Origin of the sequence: Bacillus sp. CECT 9360 (assembly GCF_918741275.1) — a bacterium.
Classification (GTDB): domain Bacteria; phylum Bacillota; class Bacilli; order Bacillales; family DSM-1321; genus Peribacillus.
Map to the genome: position 1 here is coordinate 72544 of NZ_CAKKNA010000008.1, position 23131 is coordinate 95674.

Genomic DNA, 23131 nt, shown 5'->3' on the forward strand with positions numbered 1-23131 from the left:
ATTATTTAGCACTTACTATTGTGACATGCAAGATTAATGCCCTGACAAAAAATCTATCTTCGTAGTCTATTTCGAAATATGATACATTTAAAGAAGATACGTTTTGAAGGGGGCTTTTTTAATGACTAACAAGGATCTGCCGGCAAAGACATGTACCATTGACCGGCTCGTAACGATGGCGGAAGATGTTAATAAAGTAATCGAAGGCAAAAAAACCGCGACACGCCGAAATGGAAGATATGCTGATGTTGGCGAAGTCATGATATTAAAGGATAAAAAATACGTTGTAGACCGGGTCTACTCTCAATCTCTGGGCGAATTAACAGATGAACATGCAAGGCAGGAGGGTTATGACACAGTAGAGGCATATAAACAATCTATATTGTCCTATCATCCGGGAATGCCTTGGCTTCCTCACATGAAGGTTTGGGTGCATGAGTTCAGCCCGGTTAACGGTTAACAGGCAGAAGAGATGGATTATTTGTACCGCATCATCATATACATACATGTTCTCAGTGTGATCGCCTCAATTGGACCGTTTTTTATTTTATTGCCAGTTGTAAAAAAACTTAGGATGGCAACAGAAGCTGAAATGAATGCGTACCTGGAGACATTTCGGTTTGCCGTCCGATTTGCAAAGCATTCAGGTCATGTGCTGGTCGTTACAGGTATCTTGCTCGTTATCTCAGGTCCTTGGACTTGGAGTACTCCGTGGATTGTAACGACCCTAATTATCCTGTTTTGTTCATTGCTGTTTCTGGCTCGGGCGTTTTCGCCAACCCTCAGAAAGTTTCAAGAAGACGGCCAGAATAAAGAAGAGCTCGCTGCTAAACTAAATCGATCCATTTGGATTTACATCGTCCTATTATTGGCTATGCTTTGGTTTATGGTGGTTAAACCGGCTTTATGGTAAGAAAGTGCCTCAGCCTTATTCGATGAATGGCTGGGGTTCTTAAATTCCAATCTACACAAAAAAAGAGAGAGCACTACTGCTCCCTCCATTTACATTACTCAGCATCAAATACTTCTACTTTCTCCATGACATCACCGGTTTCCATTGCTTTAGCTGTTTCAAGGCCTGAAGTGACCTGTCCAAACACAGTATGAACTCCATTAAGATGTGGTTGAGGCGCATGTACAATGAAAAACTGACTAGAGCCTGTATCTTTGCCGGCATGGGCCATTGATAAGCTGCCAGCTTCATGCTTATGAGGATTGCCCTCAGTTTCACATTTAATAGTCGTACCGCTGCCACCCGCTCCTGTTCCGGTTGGATCGCCACCTTGGCTTACAAATCCAGGGATAATCCGATGAAAAATAACACCATTATAAAATCCTGAATTCGCTAATTTTTCGAAGTTCGCTACTGTATTAGGAGCTTCGTTAGGGAAAAGGTCAAACTCGATTCTTTCTCCATTTTGCATAAGTATGTATCCTTTTTTGGCCATGTAAAACATCTCCTTTTATTTGATAAACAGACCTTATAATAACACAAAACTGTATCTAAGTAATAACTTTTGCATTCATATTAATAACTTGATTCCAAAAGGTCTGCATTCAGAACCCCGTTCCGATTCATTCGCAACTTCCGAAGAGGTTCAGAACTGACTTCTGAATCATTCGAAGCCTTCCGAAGAGTTCGGAGCCAGGTTCCGAACAGATTTCGAACAGATTTCGAATGTACTTCTGAAACGTTCGCAACCTCCTCTTTACTTATAATAAATGCCCTGATATCGTAAGGCCGCTTTACGAGCCTTTTTGATTCATTTAATGGACTTTCGTGTTTATTCAATTATTACCAAAGGTATTCAACTTTGCCCATCTAAAAAAAGCCTTGGAGACTGGCTCCAAAGCTTTTCATGAAATTCTCACATTATTTTTTATGATTATCCGCATAGATGGCCATAGCGTCACGCATGAACCTCGCCAAGCCTTCACCAAATTTGTCGATGTTTTTCGTGAAGCGTTCATCATCCACGTACATTTGCCCCAATCCTTTGAAAGCATCGAGCGAGTAATTACCCATCTTGTTCAACAAGTCATACCACTCTTTAATTGCGGCCTGTGATTCTTGGGATTCAGGAGCGTCATTGCGAAGGGTCGCCAGTTTTCTATAAATTGCATTCATTTCCTGTGACATCGCTTCTTGTTCCGCTTTGGACATCTTCCCAATTTTGGCGTTCGAGCGGTCGACGGCTTCGTCTCCCCAACGTTCTCGCGCTTCTTGTTCATACGGATTATGGCTGAAGTCAAACCCTTCGAATTTTTCTTGATTTGTCATGATAATTTCTCCTTTCGAGTGTTGAATCGTCTTATCAATAGTCGTAATCATCTTTTCGAGCCGGTTGCGTTTTTCAAGCAACATTTGCCGGTGCAGCTCCATCGCCTCCTGTCGATTAAACGCGGGACTGCTGATGATTTCTTTTATTTTCTTTAAAGGGAAGCCAAGTTCTCTAAAAAATAAAATTTGCTGCAGCATTTCGAGATTTACATCTGAATAAAGCCGATATCCAGACTCAGTTGTCTCCTCAGGGGTTAATAACCCGATTTCATCATAATGATGCAGTGTGCGCACACTAATGCCAACTAAATCCGCAACTTCTTTCACTTTCAAAATTTACTCGCCTCCCCTTAATGATCACTTTAAAGTATCACGTAACGTCAGAGTCAATAAAAAAATATAATTTTTTTATAAAGCTTTTTACCATATAAAATCATATACTGGGCCTACTTAGCAACAGGGGAAATTCAATTACAATTCCGATAACTTGCATTCCTTTTATTATAGAATTTAATTCCATGCTATTTTTTGATAAAATAAAATATAAGATAAAAGTTTCTCTATAGTGAATTGTAAGATAATCTGGAGGTTTGCGACATGGAATTTGGCCAGCGTTTGAAAAAAGTGCGTAAGGAAAAGAATTTAACTTTAGAGGAACTTTCAAAGCGGAGCAATGTGAGCAAATCGATGTTATCTCAGATTGAGCGAGAGGAAAAAAACCCCACTATTCAAATAGCCGCTCAAATAGCGGCAGGATTAGGTGTAACGCTGTCTCAATTGTTGGGGGAACATAAGAAGCAAGAGGTTATCGTTATCCGGAAAAATCAAAGGCCATTTCAAAGAAACCAAGTATCAGGGTTTGAACGACATCTCCTGTCACCCTCGCTTTCTGGAAACGGAATCGAGTTTATTTTTCATGTTTTACCCCCACTAAAGGAGTCCGGGCCTCTTCCTTCTCAAAGACAAGGGATAGAGGAATACATATTTGTAGCACAAGGCAAACTGAAAATTGAGTTGGGCAGTGGTCAGGATGTCCATGTATTGAATGAAGGAGATTCAATATTCTTTGAAGCCGACACCGAAAGTCGTTTTGTAAATTTGAGCGATTATGACTGTCATTACTACCTGATTATTGATTCATATAAAGTATAGATCGGTTCCTGAGAGTTCAGAGATAAATTAAAAACGCTCCATGTTTAATTCTTATCCGCTTTACTGTAATTGATAATTGGCTACTCACAGCTTTCCCCTTCGTGCAGTCACGGAGTTCATAATATAAAAGCTGATGACTAACACGAGTACTGCGCATGTGAATAAAAATGTATGGATCGGATTCTCATGATATACGATAATTAAACGGATCAAAGCTGTAATACCAATATAAAGAAAGTAACGAATTGGAAAGTGATAATTCTCTTGAAAATATTTCACGATCATGGCAATGAATTCAAAATACAAGAAAAAAACAAGGATGCGTTCCAAATGCTCATAATGAACTTCGATTCCTTCATGGTTAAAAGCAAAATGAATGAAGTATCCAATTTCCTCACCAAGCAATATGCACAAAATAATTGCTTGTAGAATCAAGGCAGTATTAAGAGCATACTGAAGAATTACGGAAACTTGCACATTCAACGATTTCTTTTTATTTTTCAATCTCATAAAAATCCTCCAGACTTCCGATTACCATCCCCTTTATCCTACCCAGATGACTAAGAAAATAAGAAGACCTGCTGAAAATTGTCATTTTTACATAAGAAAAGCGCAAGCGTCCTGCAAGTAAAGAAGAACGACTAAGACCGCCACATCGTTATGTCTTCGTCGTTCTGACCCACATCCTGTGGACCTCCGACAAGCATAAGGCGCACCTCGTAGGAGGGCCAAGTAAGGACCATCAGCTAAAATCCGTCACGTCCTGTGACGAACGCTGACGTCACCACATCCTGTGGAATCCGGAGAGGGGCAGGAAGAACACCTGCCTCTTATGACCTCGAGGCCGACTAAAACCGCCACGTCCTGTGGCGACGTCGGCACTAGCACGTCCTGTGCGTCGGGGCTGGGCTGCTTACGCTAGACATCAATACATGTTGAAAATTATATAATTTCTTATCTTTTAAAGAAAACTCGCCGACTTGGCGAGCCTCAGGAGACGGAGTACTTATGCAGATAAGGAAGTATGTACTATAATATCAGCCAAAATAAAAACAGACCCGATATTCATCGGATCTGTTTTTAAAACGAGTAGTAATTATGCTTTTTGAACGTTAGAAGCTTGTGGTCCGCGTTGGCCTTGTTCTACTTCAAAAGTCACGTCCTGGCCTTCTTCAAGAGATTTGAATCCGTCGCCTTGAATAGCTGAGAAGTGTACGAATACATCGTCTCCACCTTCACGTTCGATGAAGCCAAAACCTTTTTCTGCGTTGAACCATTTTACTTTACCTTGTTCCATTTAAAATTGCCTCCCAGTGTGTAAACACACAATGTATTACTATCCTTGCTCTAAGTGATATGAAGACGGTAAAAAGCATTTACTATCGTTTATCCCGAACAAAAATAATTCTTTCTTAGAATAACAGCTTTTCCTGCAAGAAGCAAGTAAAATAGGGACTCTGGCTTGTTACATTATTATTACAGTTAAAGAAAACACGTCGATTGACGAACCTTTTAAGACGGAGATTAGACGAAGTTGCACTCATGCAGAAAGGAATGCTTATAATTTCTTTTCTACCAAAAAAAACTCTCCTTAAAAAGGAGAGCAAGCTTGTCGGATGTTTATATGTGTTTGAAATTCACATCGCTACACTCGTTTTTTAGTTTACGGTATTTCAAAAGCATCGAGATGCGCCATGGAATGATCATTGCGAACGCGAGCAGGAAGAACATTCCGCTCAGCTCCCCTAAATCAATGGATGAGCTCAACATTAATTTCGCTGCAATACGAATGATTAACAAACCAATCAAAATAAAGGCAAAAGCCTTCGAACGCCTTAAATATATTTGATCATCACGTACTTCAAAATTAGAAGTTTTGATTAGAAAGATCGAGAATATTAGACCTACAGTTACTGCTTCAAGCAATTCCAACGGAGTTACCCGAAAAACTGGAAACAAAAACATCAACGCTCCCGTACTCATAAAAAGAGGTGGTAAAATGATTTTCTTTGTGCTGACTGGCCGTGCAGAGGCTTTCATCCTAATGATCAGCGCCATGATTGCCATTAATATCGCAAAAGCTGATGAAATATATACCACCTATAACCATTCCTTAATCCATAAGGTAAATTTCTATCCCAATTATACCCTATCACAGTGCTAATAAAAAGATTTCTTAATCTTACTATATAAGTTGAATTAATGCGTAATCTTTAGTTCAACTTATATAGCAAATACTTCTCAAAGAAAAGTAAAACCGTTTAGCTATGCTAAACGGTCAATCAAGTACTCTGTTTATCGCTTCTAAGACAGTGTTTTCGTCAAAAGGCTTTACGATAAAATCCTTTGCTCCCGCTTCAATGGCTTCCACTACCATTTTCTGCTGGCCCATCGCCGAGCACATAACCACCTTAGCATTGGGAAACTCATGCTTAATCTCTCTTATCGCATCCAGCCCGTTCATGACCGGCATCGTGATATCCATCGTAACCAGATCTGGCTGTAATTTACGGAACTGCTCTACCGCTTCTTTTCCATTTGTTGCTTCACCGACAATTTCATGCTCCGCATTTTGCAAAATTGAAGAAAGGGTGACTCTCATAAATTTTGCATCATCGACAATCAGTATTCTCGCCATTTCCCAGTCCTCCTCGCACCAAACAATACTTAATTGAGAGATTTATCCTATAACTCTTTCAATTATTGTAAGAACGCTAGACGCATTTTTAAATATATCGGACTTAAGTCGTGATATCAAACAAAAGCGTAAGACAAATTTCGTGCTAATTCGCCTTTTAGCTGAGAAACACTTGGGAATACTGACATGCCTAAAATCCGGTAAAGCCTCCAGTAAGTTTCATGAAAACAGAAATGATCTTCTCCATCCAGCCAAAGAACAAAACGACACCCATCACAATCATCAAATACCCGCCAACTTTGACAATTTTATGACTGTATTTCTTAATCCATTTTAATTTACCGATAAAGAAGGAAAGGATAAAAAACGGGATGGCAAATCCCAATATATACGCGATCATATAAACAATCGAAGATTCCGGATTCGTGCTTGCCATAGCAACCACGGCACCAAGAATTGGCCCCATACACGGAGTCCATCCTGCAGCAAATGCCAGACCTATTAGCACCGAGCCGAAATATCCGCCTGGACGGTTTTTAAATTCGAAGCGTTTGTCCTGCATTAAGAATTTCGGTTGGAACACACCGATAATGACCAAACCGAAAAAGATAATAAGAAGAGCGCCGATCTGCCTGATTAAGTCTTGATAGTTTTCAAAAAACCGTCCTAACAGAGAGGCGCTGAAACCTAGGGCAATGAATATAATGGAAAAACCCAGTAGAAAAAACAATGTATGCAGCAAGCTTCGTCTCTGAAGCATTACATTTTCCGATTTAATATCTCCTACGCTCATACCGGTTATGTATGAAAGAAATGCCGGATAAAGCGGCAGACAACACGGGGAAATGAAGCTTAAAAACCCCGCCCCAAAAGCAAGAAAAACGTTCACATCATTCAAGTAAGCCAACTCCTATGCTTCTAAAATCTATCATTATTTTAACAAACCGCCTACGAAAAAGATATTGAATCATTTGTGATTATTCTTAAGCCTTGAAATGCAGCAGAAAAGTATTTGAATTAATTTCCATCAGCATTTATAATAATTTTGATATACCTACACTTCTACTATATCTATGCACCTTTTTATCATTCTATGAAGAAGTCCCACGGGAAAGGACAGGTTGTTGTGACAAAAGGCGAATTTCTTGCACAAATTGAAAAGAAAAGATTAGAGTTAGTCCAAATCGTTTCCAAGTACGGTTTATCATCTAGTGCAACTCTTAAAACAAGTCAGGAGCTAGATCAACTGCTCAACCAGTACGATTAAAAGAATTCTTGAAGCTATCGTAAGTCTATATTCGTCTTGCGCCATCTCTACCCCTAAATCCTAGATATCCTATCGGAAAACCCTTTTCTCTGCATTCTTCTATCTTTAACAACCGCAAAAAAAAGCAGTTAACTCACCAATGGGGAATTAATCTGCCTATTATCCATTCCTATCGTGCTCGATCATTTTTACTGTCTCTTATTACATTTCCTCACCAGTAGTTATTTTCCTTGAACTATTAAATCTCCTGCCGCTTTTCTTAAATGCGTTTTCAAAATCTTTCCGACGCCATTTCTGGGCAGTGCCTCTATAAATAATACCCTTCTCGGGGTCTTATTTTTGGCGAGATGTTGCTGGCAGTATTCAATGACTTCACTCTCGCTCAATTCAACACCGGGTTTTTTGACGATACACGCTACTACTTCTTCCCCCATGCTTTCATCCGGCAGTCCGACGACCGCCACTTCCGATACTTTTTCATGGGCATTCAAAACTTCCTCTACATCCCGTGGGTATACATTAAAGCCTCCCCGGATGATTAAATCTTTTTTTCGATCGACGATAAATAAGTAGCCCTCCTCGTCAATCTTTGCCAAATCCCCTGTATGAAGCCATGATTCTTTTAAGACTCGTTTTGACTCCTCTTCATTTTGAAAATAACCCGGTGTGACATTCTCTCCCCTGACTAAAAGCTCTCCAACCTGCCCGCGTGGAAGTTCTTTCCCCGATTCATCGATAATCTTTATTTCTACTCCTGGAATAGGTACTCCTACTGAACCAGGTTTATAAGCTAGATCCCTGCGGTGTGAGGTGACAACAGGTGCCGCCTCCGATAAGCCATACCCTTCAAATACATCCGCTTTGAACTTTTTCCTAAAAGCCTCCATCAAGGCTACTGGAAGTGGTGCGGATCCGGATCCCACAAATTCAAGGCTTGAGTAATCATATTGATCAGCCAACGGATAGGAAACGAGTGCGTGAATCATCGCGGGAACCCCAGAGAATGATTTTACTTGATACTTTTCTATCGCCGCTAATATTTCCTTTGGATCGAATTTTGGAAAAACAACGATTGAACTTCCTGTTAAAAAACAAATATTAGAGACAGTCAGGCCGAACACATGGGCCAGGGGCAGGACACCCAACGTCGTATTACGTTCCGTTTCATTATGCTTGAATGAATTCAAGGCATTGGAATACAAATTCTTATGTGTTAAACACACACCTTTTGGTCTGCCCGTCGTTCCAGATGTGTAAAGGATGACGGCGGTATCGTCCTCCTTTGCCTCCATCTCGTCCTCATAGCTTTCTTTTTCACTGGTTTTCATTAAATCATATAAATTGTATGCGCTTTCATTTCGTGAATCATCAACAGAAATGATATACGGCCGAATGGGTAAACCGTCAAGCGCTTCCCCTACTTTTTCTTTCATAAGTGATGATGTGATGATCGCTTTAGCTCCTGAGTTTAAGGCAATGTAATGAATTTCTTTTGGATGCAGGGTAAACATGACCGGCACGATAACCGCACCTGCCCTCACGATTCCCTGATAAGAAAAAATCACCTCGGGACAGTTAGGCATGCAGACCATAACCCGGTCACCACTTCGAATCCCAAGATCTTTTAAGCCTCTCGCAATCTGGTCCGCATAGGTTTTCGTTTCCGTATTGGTATACTGCTTTTCGTTGTAGTAAAGAAACGGATATTCACCAAAGTTTTCAATGTTCGTTTCCAGCAGCTGCTTAAGATTCATAGACCCCTCTCCTTTTCCCCGTTTATTTTGTTAAAGAAAGCTATGCCTCAAATTGATCTTTAAGCCCATACACTTTATGTGATTCCCTAGGGATCATCCACTCCCTCCGTTATTTTCTAACAACCTATTATTTAACCAGCCTGTAGAAAAGGATGGAATTTCGTGCTGATACCTCTACCTGGCCTCTGGACTCCATCAAGTCCAGGTGACCTTGGATTTGTGACAGGCCGAGAAAAACCGTACGATCTCGTAAGCGCGGAAATACTTCCATTGAAATTTCATAAATCGTTTTCGCGCCCTTTTGGAGTATTCCATGAATTTGGAGGCAGCGTATCTCTTGCTCTTCCAGACGTTTATCTATTAAGGAAACATGGTCTCCAAATGCCTCCCCATGACCTGGATAAATCGTCTTGATCGGCAACTCCTTGACTCTTTTTAGCGACTTCCGATATTGCAGCAAAGGTTTGGGGCGCTGATTTTCATTAGGAGAAGGCGGTTCCACGAAAGCGTTTATAGACATATTAGCGATTATATGGTCACCACCAATGGCATTCCTGCTTACAGGATCCCAAAAAAGCACATCTGTTTGACTGTGACCGGGAACATAAATCACTTCGAAGTCCACGCCGCCTATTGATAGGTTGTCTCCATCTCTTAAATAGTGAACATCCTTCCAATTCTCGGGTATGTATTCACGTATCGGTTGATGACTATGTAAATCTGCACCACATTGATGGACAAACTGATTAAAAAACTCCTCCACTCTACGCGATTCAGTTTCAGCTACTTCAATTATGAATTGTCCCTTCTCATGCACATATACAGGCAGACCTGCTTCTTCTTGTAAAAATGTGACCCCACCATTATGGTCCGTGTGCATATGAGTCAGGACAATTTGATCAAGATCACTGATACGGAATCCTTTCATTTCAATGCCGCTTTTTAACTGTCTGAAAGATTCCTGCCCCGGATTGCTGGCATCAACTAGTGTAGCGGTTTTTCCGGCGACTATAAAGGCGTTAACATAGCCATTTGCAAAAGGCGTTTCAACCGTGATCGGGATAATATTGGCCAACTCTTTTTCTCCTTTCTTTTGAAAACTGGCTATGTTAAAAAATCAGATTTTTCTGTCTATAGTATTCAATATTCTGTAGTGTCTTGGGAATTCCTGCTATAAATTTCATATCTCGCTATTATTCATAATCTCATGGATGAACGAAGATCCCCCACTGAATGAACGTTCATTTTTTCTGGTTACTATAAATATACGGGTCCTCCCATCCACTCATGCCATAAATTTTCTTAAACTGTATGGCAAAAGAAAAAAGCACTCATTGGTCACCTGAGTACTTGTCTGCTTTACTTTAACTGTTTATTTATCATTTCTACTTTGAAATTCATCTTCGAAATAAAAAGTAGATGGTTGTTCTTTTATTGTATAAGAATACTTTTTCATGTTCTTCACATACTGCCATTTATTGATTGTTACTAATTCATCCGTTGTTTTTATTCTTACGATATCTCCAATGTGGTATTTGTTTTTATCTGCCAACATTAGACTCCTTTCCAAATAAAAGTACGTTTTATGGTGCTTATTTCAGTCATCCAGTTTATCAAATATATTTATTCCGATGAGTAATTGAGTAGTTTGGTGTGGTATGAAATGAATATCGTGTAATTTTGGATCTAAGTAAGAAATCTCGACTCTTTTTTCAGGATTCCAACGTTCATGGTTTTGCGTAATTTGCTCAATTTTACGATCTAATTCCTTCTGGTTATTGGCGAAAGTGATTGTTGTCATTTCAGTCATTAATAAACACTCCTTTTACATCTATATTTAGACAAAAATGAACACCTTTCCTCTAGTCCACTTTTAGCAATTTTGTCCAAGGATTTAATTTTCTACTTCTATCTTACCATTATCTCCAAATTTAAGCTTATTATATGGTCCAATGTAAATAAAAGCACCCGATTATTCGGATGCATACTTAATGATTCCATATAAATAAACGGAGTATTCTCGCTGTACACATTCTCTTAATTTAATTTTTCCTTCTCTTTCTAATTCTTTCACCAATTCTTCAATCTGATGTTCATCATCCTCAGTAGCCTTTGCAATCTCCAATGAAAAAAAATTACCACGACTTGCATTCTGAAGCTTTTTTAATAACTTATCTTTATTCATTGGGTCATCCCCTTCTGTGTTACCTATAATGTTCTACATAAAGGAGTTGATTACCTGCTGCCATTAACAATTTCATCCTACAACTCTACCTTAATAATATCCTCAAGCTTACGCTGTTCAGCAGCGTTCCTTGACACCACATCTTATAACTCCAACAAAAAAACACCTTTTATGTAAATCATTCAGCAAAAAAAACGGTTTCGTTTTGGAAATTTGAAAAAACTATGCAACTATAGAGCAATGACTAGGAAAGATTAACCCACGATTATTTCAGACAGTTATTTCCTAGTCAACTTGCTCATTAATCGCTACCAATCAATCGCTTAAACTCATTATGACAAGCGTTCTCTACGCTTTTATTTCATTTGTTGTTTGTTCATGGTTGCCATCATTTGATTGATTTTCTTTTGGGATGGCTTCATCCCCATTTGCATCATCATCATTTTTAACATTTGTTCATTAATCGGCGGATTTTTCTTTAAGTAGCTCATCATATAACGGCGAGCAATGAAAAATCCTAGTGCTATCCCAGCGAGCAATGCCAGAACACCAACTAGAATTAACTGCCACATACTAATTTCCTCCTTCGTGTTGTCTATCAACAGTGTACTAGACCAAGGGATATTATACAATATTCATGCTGTAATTGTCCCTCTTTTACACAAACTTTCTTTCTTTAATAGGCTGTAACCAGCCGTAACGGTTATTTTCCAAATCCATGGCGAGAAAGTCGGAATCGTATTTTCGTATACACTCAAAAAAGGATGTTTCCGCTTCGAAGTCTCCCTTAGCCTGTAAAACCATATATTCACGATCGAGTTTTAGGGCCGCTCTACTTCTTCCATGACTCTTTTCTAAATAATATACCCCATCTTTGCAGGTGAAATCCTTCTTCTTCAAAGATTGGATTTCTAATATATTCACCAAAGCTTCGATAGGAACCGGTTTTGTGATATATTCGATTTGTTTTTGCAAAATACCTTTTTGTTTTCCGGATGAATTAATATACTCCAAAAACAAATTGAAAAATAATTTCTCTCTTCCATAATAGTGGTGTGCAAATTCATCCTCAATCAGATAAATTCGATAATTTCTCATGCCAGCTGCCTCCTGCACTCCTTTTTGCCATTATATATTGGAAAAATAAAAAGTTATGTTGTTTGATGGTGAAAATCCCTTCTATTTTTGTCGAAATACCAATTTTCTGAAATTTGCTGTTTGATTTTATTAGATTCTATACTAATTTGCTTGTTGAAGATTCTCGATTCAAGTTTTTCGACAGCTTGCAACCGAGGTTCATGCAAAAAAACCTGCCCGAAAATTAGGGCAGGTTTGGTAGTATTGAGTATTAATTCTGAAGCATCGCTTTAACACGTGCTACTACGTTTTCTACAGTGAAGCCGAATTCTTCCATGATTTTCGCTCCTGGTGCCGACGCGCCAAAATGGTTAATCGCAAGAATTTCGCCTTCATCCCCTGTATAACGATCCCAACCGAATGGTGTAGCCATTTCGATCCCCAATCGCTTTTTAACAGAAGGATTAATTACACTTTGCTTATACTCCTTGGATTGAGCTTCAAAACGATCCCATGAAGGCATGCTTACAACCGAAACAGCAATTCCTTCATTAGCCAAAGCCTTTTGAGCTTCTACTGCAAGATTGACTTCAGATCCACTCGCGAGCAGGAGCGCATCATCCTGGTCTTTACCTGATGAAGAAACAATGTACGCACCTTTTGATACGCCTTCATAAGCCAGTTCAGCTGTAGTGTTGAGTGTCGGCAGATTTTGGCGGGTTAATACCAAGGCCGTTGGTTTATCCGTTGATTCAAGTGCGAGCCTCCATGCAGCGGCTGTTTCATTTCCGTCAGCCGGACGGATCACACCAAGATTCGGCATGGCGCGAAGCGCAGGCAATTGTTCAATCGGTTCGTGTGTTGGGCCATCTTCCCCTACCGCGATACTGTCATGAGTGAATACGTAAGTGACAGGCAAGCCCATTAATGCTGCCAGACGGATAGCTGGACGCAGATAATCAGAGAAGACAAAGAATGTTCCTCCGAACACTTTGATGCCCCCATGAAGAGCCATACCGTTCAGTGCAGCGCCCATCGCGAATTCACGCACACCAAACCAAATGTTTCTGCCTTCATATTCACCAGGCATATAATCAGCGTAGCCTTTAAGCATTGTATTGTTTGAACCTGCCAGGTCAGCGGAACCTCCGATAAGGCTTGGCAGATTTTTGGCGATTGCATTAAGGACTTCACCGCTTGAAGCACGGGATGCAAGGCTTTTCCCTTCTTCATATACAGGAATCTCCTTATCCCAGCCATCTGCAAGCTCACCTTTTATTGCGGTCTCAAGCTGTGCCGCAAGCTCAGGATATGCCTTTTTATAATCATTGAAAAGGCTATTCCATTCTTCTTCCTTTTTATTTCCTTTTCCAACACAAGTCTCTTCGAAATGCTTGTACACTTCATCTGGCACATGGAAATCCTGTTCGAAGGTCCATTTATAGGCTTCCTTAGTAAGCTTACGTTCGTCCTCACCGAGCGGAGCGCCATGAACGGCTGATTTTCCTGATCGGTTTGGTGAACCAAAGCCGATAATGGTCTTGACTTCAATCAGTGTAGGGCGGTCATCAACAGTCTTCGCTTCTTCAATCGCTTTTGCGATTTCCTCTAAATCATTCCCGTCGTTTACCCGGATATACTGCCATCCGTAAGCTTTAAATCGACCTTCAACACTTTCACTGAAGGATTTATGGAGATCTCCATCTAATGAAATATCGTTGGAATCATATAAGACCACGAGTTTTCCAAGCTTAAGATGTGCCGCAAGTGAAGCAGCTTCAGCAGACACACCTTCCATTAGATCTCCGTCACCGCAAATCCCGTATGTAAAATGATCGACGACATTATAAGAATCACGGTTGTAAGCAGCAGCTAAATGACGCTCAGCCATTGCCATCCCGACTCCCATTGCAATTCCTTGTCCAAGGGGACCGGTTGTGGCATCAACTCCAGCCGTATGGCCATGTTCAGGATGCCCTGGAGTTTTACTTCCCCACTGGCGGAAATTCTTTATGTCATCCATGGATAAATCATATCCGGATAAATGCAATAAACTATAAAGAAGCATCGAACCATGACCGGCGGATAAAACAAAACGGTCTCTGTTAAACCAATCAGGATTCTTAGGATTATGGTTCATGTACCGTGTCCATAATGTATAAGCCATGGGAGCAGCCCCCATTGGCATCCCCGGATGGCCGGATTTAGCTTTTTCAATAGCATCAATCGATAAAGTACGAATGGTACTGATGGAAAGTGCATCAATCTTATCAAACATGCAAAAACATCCCTTCCTTGATAATTACTCTTATATTTTATAGGTAGCTCTATATAAAGACAACTATAATCCTTTTTGTTCCTCAAGATTTTTACATACTTGCTTCACAGACTTTTCTTATATTTAACCAAAAAAAGAGAATACATTCTTCATGCATTCTCTCGTGGTTATGGGCATAATGAAAATCATTAATGCAAATGTTTTTTATTTTTTTTGATTTCTTTTATTTTGTCCGGGGTAACATCGTTACCCTCGGGATCGATTATCGTTACATTTTCTAATGTATCTGCCATGGAATTCCTAAAGGTAGCTAAATACTCGCTTCGCAGCTTTGTTTGTTCCTTCGCTTCTTTCTCAGTCAGTCCGGCTTCTTTGGACTTCTTGGAAAGTTCGTTAATTCGGGCCATTTTTTCTTTCGACAGCATCATTTCGCTCCTTCCAACATTTTTGATACTGCCAATATTATATAAAATCAAGAAAAAAGACAAGTTCTAGGATTCGCCGTTAAGTTCACTTTTTTCGTACTCCAAGTATCTCCGATGAACGGTTGCCTTTGATACGGAATAACCAAATCCCCTTAGGGTAGCTGCTATTTCTTCAAAGGTCAGGCCGTTGGCTCTCAATCGGGCAATCTCTTCTACCGGGATCTTCTTCCGTTCTCTTCCTCCTGGGTTTCCCTGATTTTTAAGGTTTTTCTGCGGCTTATATCCATCATCAACCGCCCGAAGCATGCCTCTTTTGATTTTCAGATTATGCAGCTTTCTCTGATATTCCTCGACAATTCCGACTATTTTCAGAACCATTGAATCTGATTCGGATATCTCTATTTCTCCGTCATGTGACAATGAGTAAATTCTGGCACCATTCTTGAGGATCACATGAAAAAGCGCGATTTTGGCATTCCCGCGCCCCAATCTGGTTTCATCCTGAATCAATACAGCTTCAGTCTGCTTTTCCTTCAATAGATCAAGCATTTCAAAAATACCGTCTCTATTCAGTTCATAGCCGCTTGCCTGCTCTTTGATAACCGCTGCTACACCAAGCCCCATTTTGGCAGCGAGCTGCTTTAATTCAGCTTCCTGTCTTGCCAATGAGGTTTCCTGTGATTCTTTTTCAGTGCTTACCCGGCAATAAATAATAGCTTTCATTTTTTATCCAACCCTTTATCATTCGCTGGCTAACTGGTTAACATTTTCCGATTTTGCAATCGGAATGACAATTTCCTCTCCCGGTTTCAGGGACTCGGCTTGCAATTCATTGTGCTTTTCGATCCAATCAATGAATTGGCTTCTTGTCATATCGCCGTTTTCGTAACGCTCTGCCAACTCCCAGAGAGTTTCACCCGAAGACACCGTGACCGAAAGATAGTTCTCGACATTTTCTTTATCAGACTTCAAAGAAAAGAAAAGAGAGAATATAAATACGACGCTAAGAAGCAGAATGGTATAAGAGTGTTTTTGTAACAATGTTTTCATATATGTTTCCTCCATTATCGAATACTTGTTCGCTTTTGATACATTAAGTATAATACGAACATTTGTTTCAAGTCAACAAAAATATTCGAACTTATGTTTGTATTTTGTAGATGTACATGCTATAATGAAGCTAAGGAATTTGAGATGGGGTGGGTGAAAAATGACAAAGATATCTAAAAGGCAACAAGATATTCTAGGATTCATTAAAGAGGAAGTTCGCAAAAAAGGATATCCTCCTTCCGTGCGTGAAATAGGAGAAGCTGTCGGACTTGCGTCAAGTTCAACAGTCCATGGACATTTATCGAGATTGGAAAGCAAGGGCCTCATTAGAAGGGACCCGACGAAGCCGAGAGCCATCGAGATTTTGGAACTTGAAGAAGCTTCAGCTATACCGAAGAACGGTGTCATTAATGTACCTTTATTAGGTAAAGTTACAGCAGGTATTCCGATCACTGCGATTGAAAATATTGAAGAGTATTTTCCGCTTCCTGAAAACATGGCTCCTCAGGATGAGCAGATATTTATGCTGGAAATTATGGGGGAAAGTATGATTGAAGCTGGGATTTTGGATGGTGACTATGTAATCGTTAAACAGCAAAAAACCGCTAATAACGGGGATATAGTTGTTGCGATGACCGAAGATGATGAAGCAACTGTTAAGAGGTTCTTTAAAGAAAAAGATTATGTACGCCTCCAGCCGGAGAATTCAAATATGGACCCGATTATCCTTAGAAATGTATCGATCCTCGGGAAAGTTGTCGGCTTATACAGGACGATTCATTAAGGCACAAGTTGTCTTTACTCAAACCAAAACAAAAAGCCCAGAACGGGCTTTTTGTTTTGGTTTCACTCAGCTAATGCTACTGCGCATACAGTTCTTTGTAAGTAATCACCTTTAAGGCAAGGATTTCCTCTTCTGTCAGCTTGCTCTCCGCATCTTGCATCAGCTCTGCTCTGGAAATCGTTCCATCTTGGACCTTTTCCTGAATTTCCATTAAACCATTAATACCAAATTTATTGATTAGAACCCTAGTAGCCTCTTCTTTCGTTGTGAAAGGCAATTTGCTTTCGTCGACATTTTTGCCATCCTCTACAAATGCCATAAGCTCTGGGTCACTCTCGATGGCTTGTTTAATTTCATCCATTTCGCCGCTATTCTCAAGCTGATTCGAAACTTCATCAACCAACCTGTCAGACGCCATATTTGTACCGAAATAATAAAGTCCGACTCCTATAATGGCAAGGATAACCACAATAGAAAGTAAAATTTTTATAGCCTTCATATTTCCTCCTTAGATTTTGCTCACCTCTATCATACTACGTTTATATATATTTTTAAAATTCGATGTATGTTTACATAATATTATTATGATTTGTTTAAATGAATATCTTGATTCTCCCTTTATTTTTTCGGTTTGTTTAGGGCATTTTAGGAAGGGTATCATTTAAACAAAGTCTGCAAATAAGGAGGGGGATTTCCAGATGAGAACACTCAATACGATTGCCATGATATTGTTGATTGTCGGCGGGTTGAACTGGTTAATGGTTGGATTATTCCAATTTGATCTGGTTGCGTCAATCTTCGGCGGAGAGGACGCGATTCTTTCGCGTATCGTCTATGTTGTTGTCGGAATTTGCGCCCTGTATGCCTTAACCTTTATTAATTCCGTCGGAGAGCGGGATCTCGTTAAGTCAGAATGAATTATTGCCATTTGATTCAAAGCAAAACCGGCACGAAGCCCTGTGATCTGATCAAAAGAAACCAGTCCATCAACTTAGAATGGACTGGTTTCCTGCACGTTCTCTTCTATATTTTTTATTGTATTACTTCTGAGTGGCTTCCCACTCCGATCGCAAAATCCCCATCATGATTCCATCGTACATTTTCCCGTCGCGATGGACAGCTGCCCTTCTCCTGCCTTCATGTTGAAAGCCCGACTTCTCATAAACATGTATTCCTCGTTTGTTGTATTCAATCACATAAAGGCCCACACGGTTCAAATTCAGTTCATGAAAGGCAAAACGAAGAATAAGCTTTAAGGCATCCGTTCCAAAGCCCTTATTGCGGTATGTGGCTTCTCCGATCCCAATTGATAAAATCCCGGCACGATTATTCCATTCAATGCTGTGAATGACACCAAACCCAATTAATTCATCATCCTCAATCGTTCTTAAACGAAAATAGGCCTCATTCGGATCAGACTCGCCTTCATTTTCATATTGCTGTTTAGAGATTGGCAGAGCAATATCTGTATCCACATTACGGAGATATTCCGAATCCTCTCCCCACCTAGCCATTATGTCAGCGTCTCCCTCTCTTACCGCTGATAGTTTAACAAATTCCCCTTGAAAAAGATTTGAAGTAGTTACCGTCATGTTAGTCTCCTTTGAATATTATTACATATGCCGATCGCTAATCTTTTCTAGATGCGCTTCATTTATTCCTTCTTGTTTTCTATACAACCATCTCTGACATAATTTTTTTGGCTAAAATGATTGATAAATAACCCGCGCATTGTTATTATATAAAAGTTGCTATCATATTTTATAGGGAACTATACACTCCCTGTGAAACTTATAATGTCCCAGTAGCTCAGCAGGATAGAGCGACAGCCTCCTAAGCTGTAGGTCGTAGGTTCGATTCCTATCTGGGACGCTTATATGAAACAGTGAAAACCCCTTGTGTATCAAGGGGTTTTCTTATTTGCTCCGTTCATTAATATTCTCCACATAGACGATTAAAAATTATTTTTGGGGTCGGATTGGGGTCGGATTCAAAAAAGTAACTTAAATGCGCCTTCAATCTCCTTCAAGATTTTTCCCTGCTTGACTTACTATTGTCCTCAGATTGTTATTCTATATTAGAAAACTCTGTTAGATCTTCTCTGCTACCAATTAATACTAACATATCTCCTTTGTTTATGATTTCATCAGGAGAAGGAGATATAACGACATTTCCATCGCGAACTAAGGCAATAGCACTGACATTATATTTGGCGCGGATATCAATCTCCCTCAGACTTTTTTCCGCCATACTCTCAGGGATTATTATCTCCTCTATGTTGTATTCTGTTGAAAGTTCTATATAGTTCAACATATTTGGTGATAAAAGTTGATTAGCAACACGTTCACCCATATCTCTTTCTGGATAAATGATCCAATCAGCTCCTACTTTATCTAAAACTTTGCCGTGGTGTGTTCCTAGAGCCTTTGCTATTACTTTTTTAACTCCAAGTTCCTTTAACAGTAAGACTGTTAAAATACTTGATTGCATATCATTGCCAATCGCAACAATTACACGATCAAAATTACGGATGCCAACTGATTTAAGCGCGTCCTCTTCAGTCGAATCGGCAACAACCGCATGAGTAACGAATAATTCCGCATCTTCCACCCGTGCCTCATTGATATCAATGCCCAAGACTTGTTGCCCAGCTTCGTGTAATCTTCGTGCAACACTTATTCCAAATCTGCCCAATCCAATAACAGCATATTGACGTGTGGCCATTTATCAATTCCCTCCTAATATTTCAAATTAACCTAGCATAATTTTTCCTTTTGGATGATGGAAAGCATTAGGTTTTCTTCTCATAGATACAGCATACGCAAGGGTAAGCGGGCCTAATCGTCCTGCAAACATAGTAAAGATAATGAGTACCTTCCCAATAGGTGACAATTCAGGAGTTAATCCCATTGAAAGTCCAACCGTGCCAAACGCAGAGGTGGCTTCGAACAGGTACATGATGAAATTATGTCGTTCCCCTTCCGTTATTGTAAGCAACATGGTGATAAACATCACAAGAAACATTCCCATTGCGGCCACGGTAAGTGCCTTGAAAATAGTTTCCATAACTATTCGACGTCGGAACAACACCACATCTTCCTTCCCTTTAATTTGGGACCATAAGGTTGCTGAAAGAACAGCAAACGTTGTGATTTTAATGCCTCCTGCCGTCGAACCGGGACCAGCTCCAACATACATAAGGAAAATGATTAGAAATAAGGTTGATTGCGTTAAGTCCCCTATGGGTAGTGTATTGGCACCAGCAGTCCTCGGTGTGACCGCTTGGAATAAGGATCCCAATACCTTTCCTGTATAAGATAATGGCTCAAGAGTTTTTTCATTTCCAAATTCAAAAGTAAAAATCAAAATCGTGGCACCGAGCGTTAGAATCAGCGTCATTAGCAAAACGACCTTAGTATGCACTGAGACACGGCGGGTATCATGGTATTCATACAGTTCATTCATTACTATGAAACCAATTCCGCCTAAAGTAATAAGCGCACAGACGGTAAGTACTACGGTTGGATCGTCAACAAACGGGGTTAGGCTTCGGAATTCCCCGTTTAAATCGAACCCGGCATTATTGAAATTCGATATAGCGTGAAATATTCCCCAATAAATCGCTTTTCCAATAGGCATATCAAAAGAGAATCGAATAGCTAAGATAGTAGCACCCGTTAGCTCTATAATTGCAGTAAATATCAGCACTCTTTTTACTAACCTAACGATTCCGGCGAAGGAAACGTTATTCAAAGTCTCCTGGAGCAGTAATCTTTCTCTTAAAGATATCCGCTTACCCAAGAGGAAAAAGAAAAACGTAGCGAATGTCATAAATCCCAATCCACCAATCTGGATGAGGGTTAAGATGACTATTTCACCAAACGTGGTGAATGTATCCGCGGTATCCACTACGACTAGTCCTGTTACACATGTTGCCGATGTCGCGGTAAATAACGCATCTAAAAACACGAGACCATTTCCATCATGTGTTGCAATTGGAAGGGTTAGCAAACAGGCTCCTAGAAGGATCAAGGTCGCGAAGCCCAATACAAGGATTTTTGGAGGATCAAGGAAGTCTCTTATCTTTTTCATAGTTATCTCCTAACTGAAAGAAGTCTGTTGTGGATTTTCATCATTAAAGGTATCTTATGTAACATAAACTGTGGATTTTTCGATAAATGAAAGAAACGTTAATTCTTCAACGGCACTGCCAATCATAATATTCGGTGGATCCCCAATCATTGTAGCTGTTCCACCTATATTCGCTGCAAATATCTCAGCAATTAAATATGGAATCGGGTCAACTTTCAGTTGGGCAGTGATGCTAAGAGTTACTGGTACAACCAATAAAACAGTAGTAACAATATCTAAAAATGCAGAAGCAAACGCGGTTACTAAACTCAAAACTACAAGTATCCGGATGGGATATCCTCTTACTTTTTTTACAGACCAAATGGCTATGTACCCGAATACTCCTGTAAGAGAAGTAATATTTACAATAATCATCATTCCGATTAATAAACCCAAAGTATTAAAATCAATATGATGAAGTGCCTCTTCTTGATTAAGGACTCCAAAACAAATCATTAGTACGCCACCAGCCAACGCAATGATTGTCCGATTTTTTTTTCTGAAATGATGCATGCACAATGATAAAAATACTGAGAGCAATAAAAGCTTCCGACATGATATCCCTCCTGAACATGAACAATCTAAATTATTGTTTCACCCTTGATTTAGTTCCATTCACCCCATAAGACGCAAAAAGACCAATGCTTACTTTCCTCCTTATGCAGTGATGCAATAACTATCAAAGTTCCACAGGTGAACAATTCGATTCACCAAAATTGAACTTTAACTAGTCTGCAATAGACAAATACATAAATGGAGAAAAAGTACTCATTGGTCTACTTAACGCCCAGCAAGCTATAAAGCTCCCTTTGCGTTCTGTCTTCCAAGAAACCTTCTCATAATAGGCATAACAAAAAGACCTACGGAAATGACAGGCTGCTATTTTGCTGTATGAAAGCAACAAAAAAAGCCCCCTGTATAAGGCGGTCTTATGACCTCCTTCGCTTTAGTCGACGAAGTTAGCTGACGGGTAGGATGGCGAAAGAGTTTCTCATCCCTTCTGCGAATGCAGAATTAACCCCAAAAGATTGGGTCCTCCGTTCTCAATTGCTTGAGATTTGACCGATATCAAATTGATTTATGAGGATATTCTACGCCTGCCTTTCAAATATTGTAAAACAGTAAAAACAGCGGTTTTCACCCAAAATAAACCAAAATCATTCATTATGTTTATATTTTGATACAATTACTCAATATTACACTGTTTTATTAAATTTCTTATTTTTTTCTAAAGGTTTAAAATTATCATTGACAACAACTTTGATTCGGAATTATGATAAGTTCCATAAATCAGTAATGCAATGGAGGCATTATGTTAAATTCTAAAAAGAAACTTGAGGCTGAAATTAGTGCAGCTTTCATTAAGTTCCAGCGTGAATTAATAGGCCGGGGACCACAGGAGGCTAAAACTTATATTATTAGTGACATGCTGATCACTCGTTTCAAAGGAGTCCTCACAGTAGAAGAAAAGCATCTTGCTAATTGCGATACCGGGAGACAACTTGTAAAACAAATGCGTGAAGTCCTTCGTGAAATGTACAGCAAAGAATATGAAGATATTGTAGAACAATATACTGGATGTAAGGTTCTTTCATCTCATAGTGATATTAGCACAAAAACTGGGGAAAGAATTGAGGTCTTCATTGTTGATAAAGACCTAGAAAAATGTTTAGAAACTATCAAATAAATAATTTGTTAGATATAATGAAACAACTTTATCATTTATAAAGGAGTAATATATTAAGATAAGATATGAATATATTTTAATAGGTCGGGATATCATCCCTTTTGTAAGTTAACTATTTTGTAAGGGTGGACAATTATGGGGAATTCCTCTTGTAGATACGTAATTAACGCTATAGGAAAAAGTGGACAAATTTACTTAAACCATTTTGAAGATAAACATGCGCTAAATAAATGGATAGCAGATCATGAGGATAAATTAATTATGAATGAGTTAAAAGTAATTGATAGGAAAAAAAATCCGTTTTTAAATTGGTTTTTCAAATGATATAATTTCTTCGCATTTGTACGTCATTTTCAATTGAAAGGGCGTATTTTTATTTCATTTGTTACTCCTAACTAAAGCGCCAGATTGAAGAAACTCTA

At 39.5% G+C, this 23131-nt stretch carries 30 protein-coding genes, 1 tRNA gene, 1 pseudogene and 1 riboswitch; of the genes and pseudogenes, 9 read left to right on the top strand and 23 right to left on the bottom strand.

What is annotated here, in order from left to right; all coding sequences use genetic code 11:
• Positions 1 to 121: 121 nt before the first annotated feature.
• Positions 122 to 460, top strand: coding sequence for an ASCH domain-containing protein (locus LQ216_RS11375; RefSeq protein ID WP_230129424.1), 339 nt, complete (start codon positions 122 to 124; stop codon positions 458 to 460).
• 12 nt (positions 461 to 472) lie between these two features.
• Positions 473 to 913 carry a hypothetical protein gene (locus LQ216_RS11380; RefSeq protein WP_230129425.1) on the top strand — a complete coding sequence of 147 codons (441 nt, stop codon included), beginning with the start codon at positions 473 to 475 and terminating at the stop codon, positions 911 to 913.
• A gap of 94 nt (positions 914 to 1007) precedes the next feature.
• Here the strand turns inward: LQ216_RS11380 and LQ216_RS11385 are convergent, their stop codons facing one another.
• Together LQ216_RS11385 and LQ216_RS11390 are read right to left on the bottom strand one after the other, a co-directional pair.
• Positions 1008 to 1448 carry a peptidylprolyl isomerase gene (locus tag LQ216_RS11385; protein WP_230129426.1) on the bottom strand — a complete coding sequence of 147 codons (441 nt, stop codon included), beginning with the start codon at positions 1446 to 1448 and terminating at the stop codon, positions 1008 to 1010.
• A gap of 425 nt (positions 1449 to 1873) precedes the next feature.
• Positions 1874 to 2614, bottom strand: a complete 741-nt coding sequence (locus LQ216_RS11390; RefSeq protein WP_230129427.1) for a MerR family transcriptional regulator — start codon at positions 2612 to 2614, stop codon at positions 1874 to 1876.
• Between the two features lie 264 nt (positions 2615 to 2878).
• Here LQ216_RS11390 and LQ216_RS11395 point away from each other — a divergent pair, with 264 nt between their 5' ends.
• The gene (locus tag LQ216_RS11395) at positions 2879 to 3433 is read left to right on the top strand and encodes an XRE family transcriptional regulator (RefSeq protein WP_230129428.1); all 555 of its coding nucleotides are present in this window, start codon (positions 2879 to 2881) and stop codon (positions 3431 to 3433) included.
• Positions 3434 to 3517: 84 nt separating this feature from the next.
• On the opposite strand, the gene psiE is transcribed toward LQ216_RS11395, so the two are convergent.
• From psiE to LQ216_RS11420, 5 genes are all read right to left on the bottom strand, one after another.
• Positions 3518 to 3943, bottom strand: a complete 426-nt coding sequence (gene psiE / locus LQ216_RS11400) for a phosphate-starvation-inducible protein PsiE (protein ID WP_230129429.1) — start codon at positions 3941 to 3943, stop codon at positions 3518 to 3520.
• Between the two features lie 586 nt (positions 3944 to 4529).
• Entirely contained in the window at positions 4530 to 4730 is a 201-nt protein-coding gene (locus LQ216_RS11405; protein WP_230129430.1) for a cold-shock protein, read from the bottom strand.
• A 323-nt stretch (positions 4731 to 5053) separates the two neighbouring features.
• Positions 5054 to 5533, bottom strand: coding sequence for a cytochrome c biogenesis protein CcdC (locus LQ216_RS11410; RefSeq protein ID WP_290369265.1), 480 nt, complete (start codon positions 5531 to 5533; stop codon positions 5054 to 5056).
• A gap of 178 nt (positions 5534 to 5711) precedes the next feature.
• Positions 5712 to 6071, bottom strand: coding sequence for a response regulator (locus LQ216_RS11415; RefSeq protein WP_230129431.1), 360 nt, complete (start codon positions 6069 to 6071; stop codon positions 5712 to 5714).
• A gap of 190 nt (positions 6072 to 6261) precedes the next feature.
• Complete coding sequence (locus LQ216_RS11420) at positions 6262 to 6969, bottom strand: cytochrome c biogenesis protein CcdA (RefSeq protein ID WP_230129432.1); 708 nt, start codon at positions 6967 to 6969, stop codon at positions 6262 to 6264.
• 195 nt (positions 6970 to 7164) lie between these two features.
• Here LQ216_RS11420 and LQ216_RS11425 point away from each other — a divergent pair, with 195 nt between their 5' ends.
• A complete protein-coding gene (locus LQ216_RS11425) occupies positions 7165 to 7338 on the top strand; it encodes an aspartyl-phosphate phosphatase Spo0E family protein (RefSeq protein WP_230129583.1) in 174 nt (57 codons plus the stop codon).
• Between the two features lie 221 nt (positions 7339 to 7559).
• Here the strand turns inward: LQ216_RS11425 and LQ216_RS11430 are convergent, their stop codons facing one another.
• The 11 genes from LQ216_RS11430 to LQ216_RS11480 all read right to left on the bottom strand — a co-directional run bounded on the left by LQ216_RS11430 (position 7560) and on the right by LQ216_RS11480 (position 16107).
• On the bottom strand, positions 7560 to 9092 hold the full coding sequence (locus LQ216_RS11430) for a long-chain fatty acid--CoA ligase (protein WP_230129433.1): 1533 nt from the start codon (positions 9090 to 9092) through the stop codon (positions 7560 to 7562).
• A 127-nt stretch (positions 9093 to 9219) separates the two neighbouring features.
• Positions 9220 to 10167, bottom strand: coding sequence for an MBL fold metallo-hydrolase (locus LQ216_RS11435; protein WP_230129434.1), 948 nt, complete (start codon positions 10165 to 10167; stop codon positions 9220 to 9222).
• A 297-nt stretch (positions 10168 to 10464) separates the two neighbouring features.
• Complete coding sequence (locus LQ216_RS11440) at positions 10465 to 10647, bottom strand: hypothetical protein (RefSeq protein ID WP_230129435.1); 183 nt, start codon at positions 10645 to 10647, stop codon at positions 10465 to 10467.
• Between the two features lie 42 nt (positions 10648 to 10689).
• Positions 10690 to 10902 (bottom strand): hypothetical protein, encoded by a 213-nt coding sequence (locus tag LQ216_RS11445; protein ID WP_230129436.1) that lies wholly within the window; start codon positions 10900 to 10902, stop codon positions 10690 to 10692.
• Between the two features lie 162 nt (positions 10903 to 11064).
• Complete coding sequence (locus LQ216_RS11450; RefSeq protein ID WP_230129437.1) at positions 11065 to 11277, bottom strand: hypothetical protein; 213 nt, start codon at positions 11275 to 11277, stop codon at positions 11065 to 11067.
• A gap of 356 nt (positions 11278 to 11633) precedes the next feature.
• Positions 11634 to 11855, bottom strand: coding sequence for a YneF family protein (locus LQ216_RS11455; protein ID WP_230129585.1), 222 nt, complete (start codon positions 11853 to 11855; stop codon positions 11634 to 11636).
• Positions 11856 to 11934: 79 nt separating this feature from the next.
• Complete coding sequence (gene sirA / locus LQ216_RS11460; protein ID WP_230129438.1) at positions 11935 to 12375, bottom strand: sporulation inhibitor of replication protein SirA; 441 nt, start codon at positions 12373 to 12375, stop codon at positions 11935 to 11937.
• A gap of 250 nt (positions 12376 to 12625) precedes the next feature.
• Positions 12626 to 14632: a transketolase gene (gene tkt, locus LQ216_RS11465; RefSeq protein WP_230129439.1), complete on the bottom strand. Its 2007-nt coding sequence runs from the start codon at positions 14630 to 14632 to the stop codon at positions 12626 to 12628.
• Positions 14633 to 14820: 188 nt separating this feature from the next.
• Positions 14821 to 15057, bottom strand: a complete 237-nt coding sequence (locus LQ216_RS11470; RefSeq protein ID WP_117305737.1) for a DUF896 domain-containing protein — start codon at positions 15055 to 15057, stop codon at positions 14821 to 14823.
• Positions 15058 to 15123: 66 nt separating this feature from the next.
• Entirely contained in the window at positions 15124 to 15780 is a 657-nt protein-coding gene (locus tag LQ216_RS11475; RefSeq protein WP_230129440.1) for a recombinase family protein, read from the bottom strand.
• 18 nt (positions 15781 to 15798) lie between these two features.
• On the bottom strand, positions 15799 to 16107 hold the full coding sequence (locus LQ216_RS11480; protein WP_230129441.1) for a LysM peptidoglycan-binding domain-containing protein: 309 nt from the start codon (positions 16105 to 16107) through the stop codon (positions 15799 to 15801).
• 160 nt (positions 16108 to 16267) lie between these two features.
• On the opposite strand from LQ216_RS11480, the gene lexA reads away from it, so the two are divergent.
• Positions 16268 to 16891, top strand: a complete 624-nt coding sequence (lexA, locus tag LQ216_RS11485; protein WP_230129442.1) for a transcriptional repressor LexA — start codon at positions 16268 to 16270, stop codon at positions 16889 to 16891.
• Positions 16892 to 16967: 76 nt separating this feature from the next.
• On the opposite strand, the gene LQ216_RS11490 is transcribed toward lexA, so the two are convergent.
• On the bottom strand, positions 16968 to 17390 hold the full coding sequence (locus tag LQ216_RS11490) for a hypothetical protein (RefSeq protein ID WP_230129443.1): 423 nt from the start codon (positions 17388 to 17390) through the stop codon (positions 16968 to 16970).
• A gap of 199 nt (positions 17391 to 17589) precedes the next feature.
• On the opposite strand from LQ216_RS11490, the gene LQ216_RS11495 reads away from it, so the two are divergent.
• Positions 17590 to 17808 carry a DUF378 domain-containing protein gene (locus LQ216_RS11495; protein WP_230129444.1) on the top strand — a complete coding sequence of 73 codons (219 nt, stop codon included), beginning with the start codon at positions 17590 to 17592 and terminating at the stop codon, positions 17806 to 17808.
• A 123-nt stretch (positions 17809 to 17931) separates the two neighbouring features.
• On the opposite strand, the gene LQ216_RS11500 is transcribed toward LQ216_RS11495, so the two are convergent.
• Complete coding sequence (locus tag LQ216_RS11500; protein ID WP_230129445.1) at positions 17932 to 18483, bottom strand: GNAT family protein; 552 nt, start codon at positions 18481 to 18483, stop codon at positions 17932 to 17934.
• Positions 18484 to 18689: 206 nt separating this feature from the next.
• Here LQ216_RS11500 and LQ216_RS11505 point away from each other — a divergent pair.
• Positions 18690 to 18763 (top strand) — tRNA-Arg (locus LQ216_RS11505).
• Between the two features lie 195 nt (positions 18764 to 18958).
• On the opposite strand, the gene LQ216_RS11510 is transcribed toward LQ216_RS11505, so the two are convergent.
• From LQ216_RS11510 to LQ216_RS11520, 3 genes and pseudogenes are all read right to left on the bottom strand, one after another.
• The gene (locus LQ216_RS11510) at positions 18959 to 19615 is read right to left on the bottom strand and encodes a TrkA family potassium uptake protein (RefSeq protein ID WP_230129446.1); all 657 of its coding nucleotides are present in this window, start codon (positions 19613 to 19615) and stop codon (positions 18959 to 18961) included.
• A gap of 27 nt (positions 19616 to 19642) precedes the next feature.
• Positions 19643 to 20983 carry a TrkH family potassium uptake protein gene (locus LQ216_RS11515; RefSeq protein WP_230129447.1) on the bottom strand — a complete coding sequence of 447 codons (1341 nt, stop codon included), beginning with the start codon at positions 20981 to 20983 and terminating at the stop codon, positions 19643 to 19645.
• 81 nt (positions 20984 to 21064) lie between these two features.
• A pseudogene (locus LQ216_RS11520) lies at positions 21065 to 21581 on the bottom strand (SLC13 family permease); the annotation flags it as partial.
• 374 nt (positions 21582 to 21955) lie between these two features.
• A riboswitch (cyclic di-AMP (ydaO/yuaA leader) is annotated at positions 21956 to 22096 on the bottom strand.
• 235 nt (positions 22097 to 22331) lie between these two features.
• Between LQ216_RS11520 and LQ216_RS11525 the strand changes: the two are divergent.
• Positions 22332 to 22709: a DUF2294 domain-containing protein gene (locus tag LQ216_RS11525; protein ID WP_230129587.1), complete on the top strand. Its 378-nt coding sequence runs from the start codon at positions 22332 to 22334 to the stop codon at positions 22707 to 22709.
• Between the two features lie 135 nt (positions 22710 to 22844).
• Positions 22845 to 23033, top strand: a complete 189-nt coding sequence (locus LQ216_RS11530; protein WP_230129448.1) for a hypothetical protein — start codon at positions 22845 to 22847, stop codon at positions 23031 to 23033.
• The last annotated feature ends 98 nt before the right edge of the window (positions 23034 to 23131 follow it).

What these genes read in the sequence shown, in the direction of transcription:
- LQ216_RS11480 (WP_230129441.1), bottom strand. Translation starts at nt 16,107, where the DNA reads ATGAAAACATTGTTACAAAAACACTCTTATACCATTCTGCTTCTTAGC.
- LQ216_RS11385 (WP_230129426.1), bottom strand. Translation starts at nt 1,448, where the DNA reads ATGGCCAAAAAAGGATACATACTTATGCAAAATGGAGAAAGAATCGAG.
- LQ216_RS11490 (WP_230129443.1), bottom strand. Translation starts at nt 17,390, where the DNA reads ATGAAGGCTATAAAAATTTTACTTTCTATTGTGGTTATCCTTGCCATT.
- LQ216_RS11475 (WP_230129440.1), bottom strand. Translation starts at nt 15,780, where the DNA reads ATGAAAGCTATTATTTATTGCCGGGTAAGCACTGAAAAAGAATCACAG.
- LQ216_RS11530 (WP_230129448.1), top strand. Translation starts at nt 22,845, where the DNA reads ATGGGGAATTCCTCTTGTAGATACGTAATTAACGCTATAGGAAAAAGT.
- LQ216_RS11415 (WP_230129431.1), bottom strand. Translation starts at nt 6,071, where the DNA reads ATGGCGAGAATACTGATTGTCGATGATGCAAAATTTATGAGAGTCACC.
- LQ216_RS11500 (WP_230129445.1), bottom strand. Translation starts at nt 18,483, where the DNA reads ATGACGGTAACTACTTCAAATCTTTTTCAAGGGGAATTTGTTAAACTA.
- LQ216_RS11395 (WP_230129428.1), top strand. Translation starts at nt 2,879, where the DNA reads ATGGAATTTGGCCAGCGTTTGAAAAAAGTGCGTAAGGAAAAGAATTTA.
- LQ216_RS11425 (WP_230129583.1), top strand. Translation starts at nt 7,165, where the DNA reads ATGAAGAAGTCCCACGGGAAAGGACAGGTTGTTGTGACAAAAGGCGAA.
- LQ216_RS11405 (WP_230129430.1), bottom strand. Translation starts at nt 4,730, where the DNA reads ATGGAACAAGGTAAAGTAAAATGGTTCAACGCAGAAAAAGGTTTTGGC.
- LQ216_RS11515 (WP_230129447.1), bottom strand. Translation starts at nt 20,983, where the DNA reads ATGAAAAAGATAAGAGACTTCCTTGATCCTCCAAAAATCCTTGTATTG.
- psiE (WP_230129429.1), bottom strand. Translation starts at nt 3,943, where the DNA reads ATGAGATTGAAAAATAAAAAGAAATCGTTGAATGTGCAAGTTTCCGTA.
- LQ216_RS11430 (WP_230129433.1), bottom strand. Translation starts at nt 9,092, where the DNA reads ATGAATCTTAAGCAGCTGCTGGAAACGAACATTGAAAACTTTGGTGAA.
- LQ216_RS11470 (WP_117305737.1), bottom strand. Translation starts at nt 15,057, where the DNA reads ATGCTGTCGAAAGAAAAAATGGCCCGAATTAACGAACTTTCCAAGAAG.
- LQ216_RS11380 (WP_230129425.1), top strand. Translation starts at nt 473, where the DNA reads ATGGATTATTTGTACCGCATCATCATATACATACATGTTCTCAGTGTG.
- tkt (WP_230129439.1), bottom strand. Translation starts at nt 14,632, where the DNA reads ATGTTTGATAAGATTGATGCACTTTCCATCAGTACCATTCGTACTTTA.
- LQ216_RS11495 (WP_230129444.1), top strand. Translation starts at nt 17,590, where the DNA reads ATGAGAACACTCAATACGATTGCCATGATATTGTTGATTGTCGGCGGG.
- LQ216_RS11510 (WP_230129446.1), bottom strand. Translation starts at nt 19,615, where the DNA reads ATGGCCACACGTCAATATGCTGTTATTGGATTGGGCAGATTTGGAATA.
- LQ216_RS11440 (WP_230129435.1), bottom strand. Translation starts at nt 10,647, where the DNA reads ATGTTGGCAGATAAAAACAAATACCACATTGGAGATATCGTAAGAATA.
- LQ216_RS11450 (WP_230129437.1), bottom strand. Translation starts at nt 11,277, where the DNA reads ATGAATAAAGATAAGTTATTAAAAAAGCTTCAGAATGCAAGTCGTGGT.
- LQ216_RS11445 (WP_230129436.1), bottom strand. Translation starts at nt 10,902, where the DNA reads ATGACTGAAATGACAACAATCACTTTCGCCAATAACCAGAAGGAATTA.
- lexA (WP_230129442.1), top strand. Translation starts at nt 16,268, where the DNA reads ATGACAAAGATATCTAAAAGGCAACAAGATATTCTAGGATTCATTAAA.
- LQ216_RS11375 (WP_230129424.1), top strand. Translation starts at nt 122, where the DNA reads ATGACTAACAAGGATCTGCCGGCAAAGACATGTACCATTGACCGGCTC.
- sirA (WP_230129438.1), bottom strand. Translation starts at nt 12,375, where the DNA reads ATGAGAAATTATCGAATTTATCTGATTGAGGATGAATTTGCACACCAC.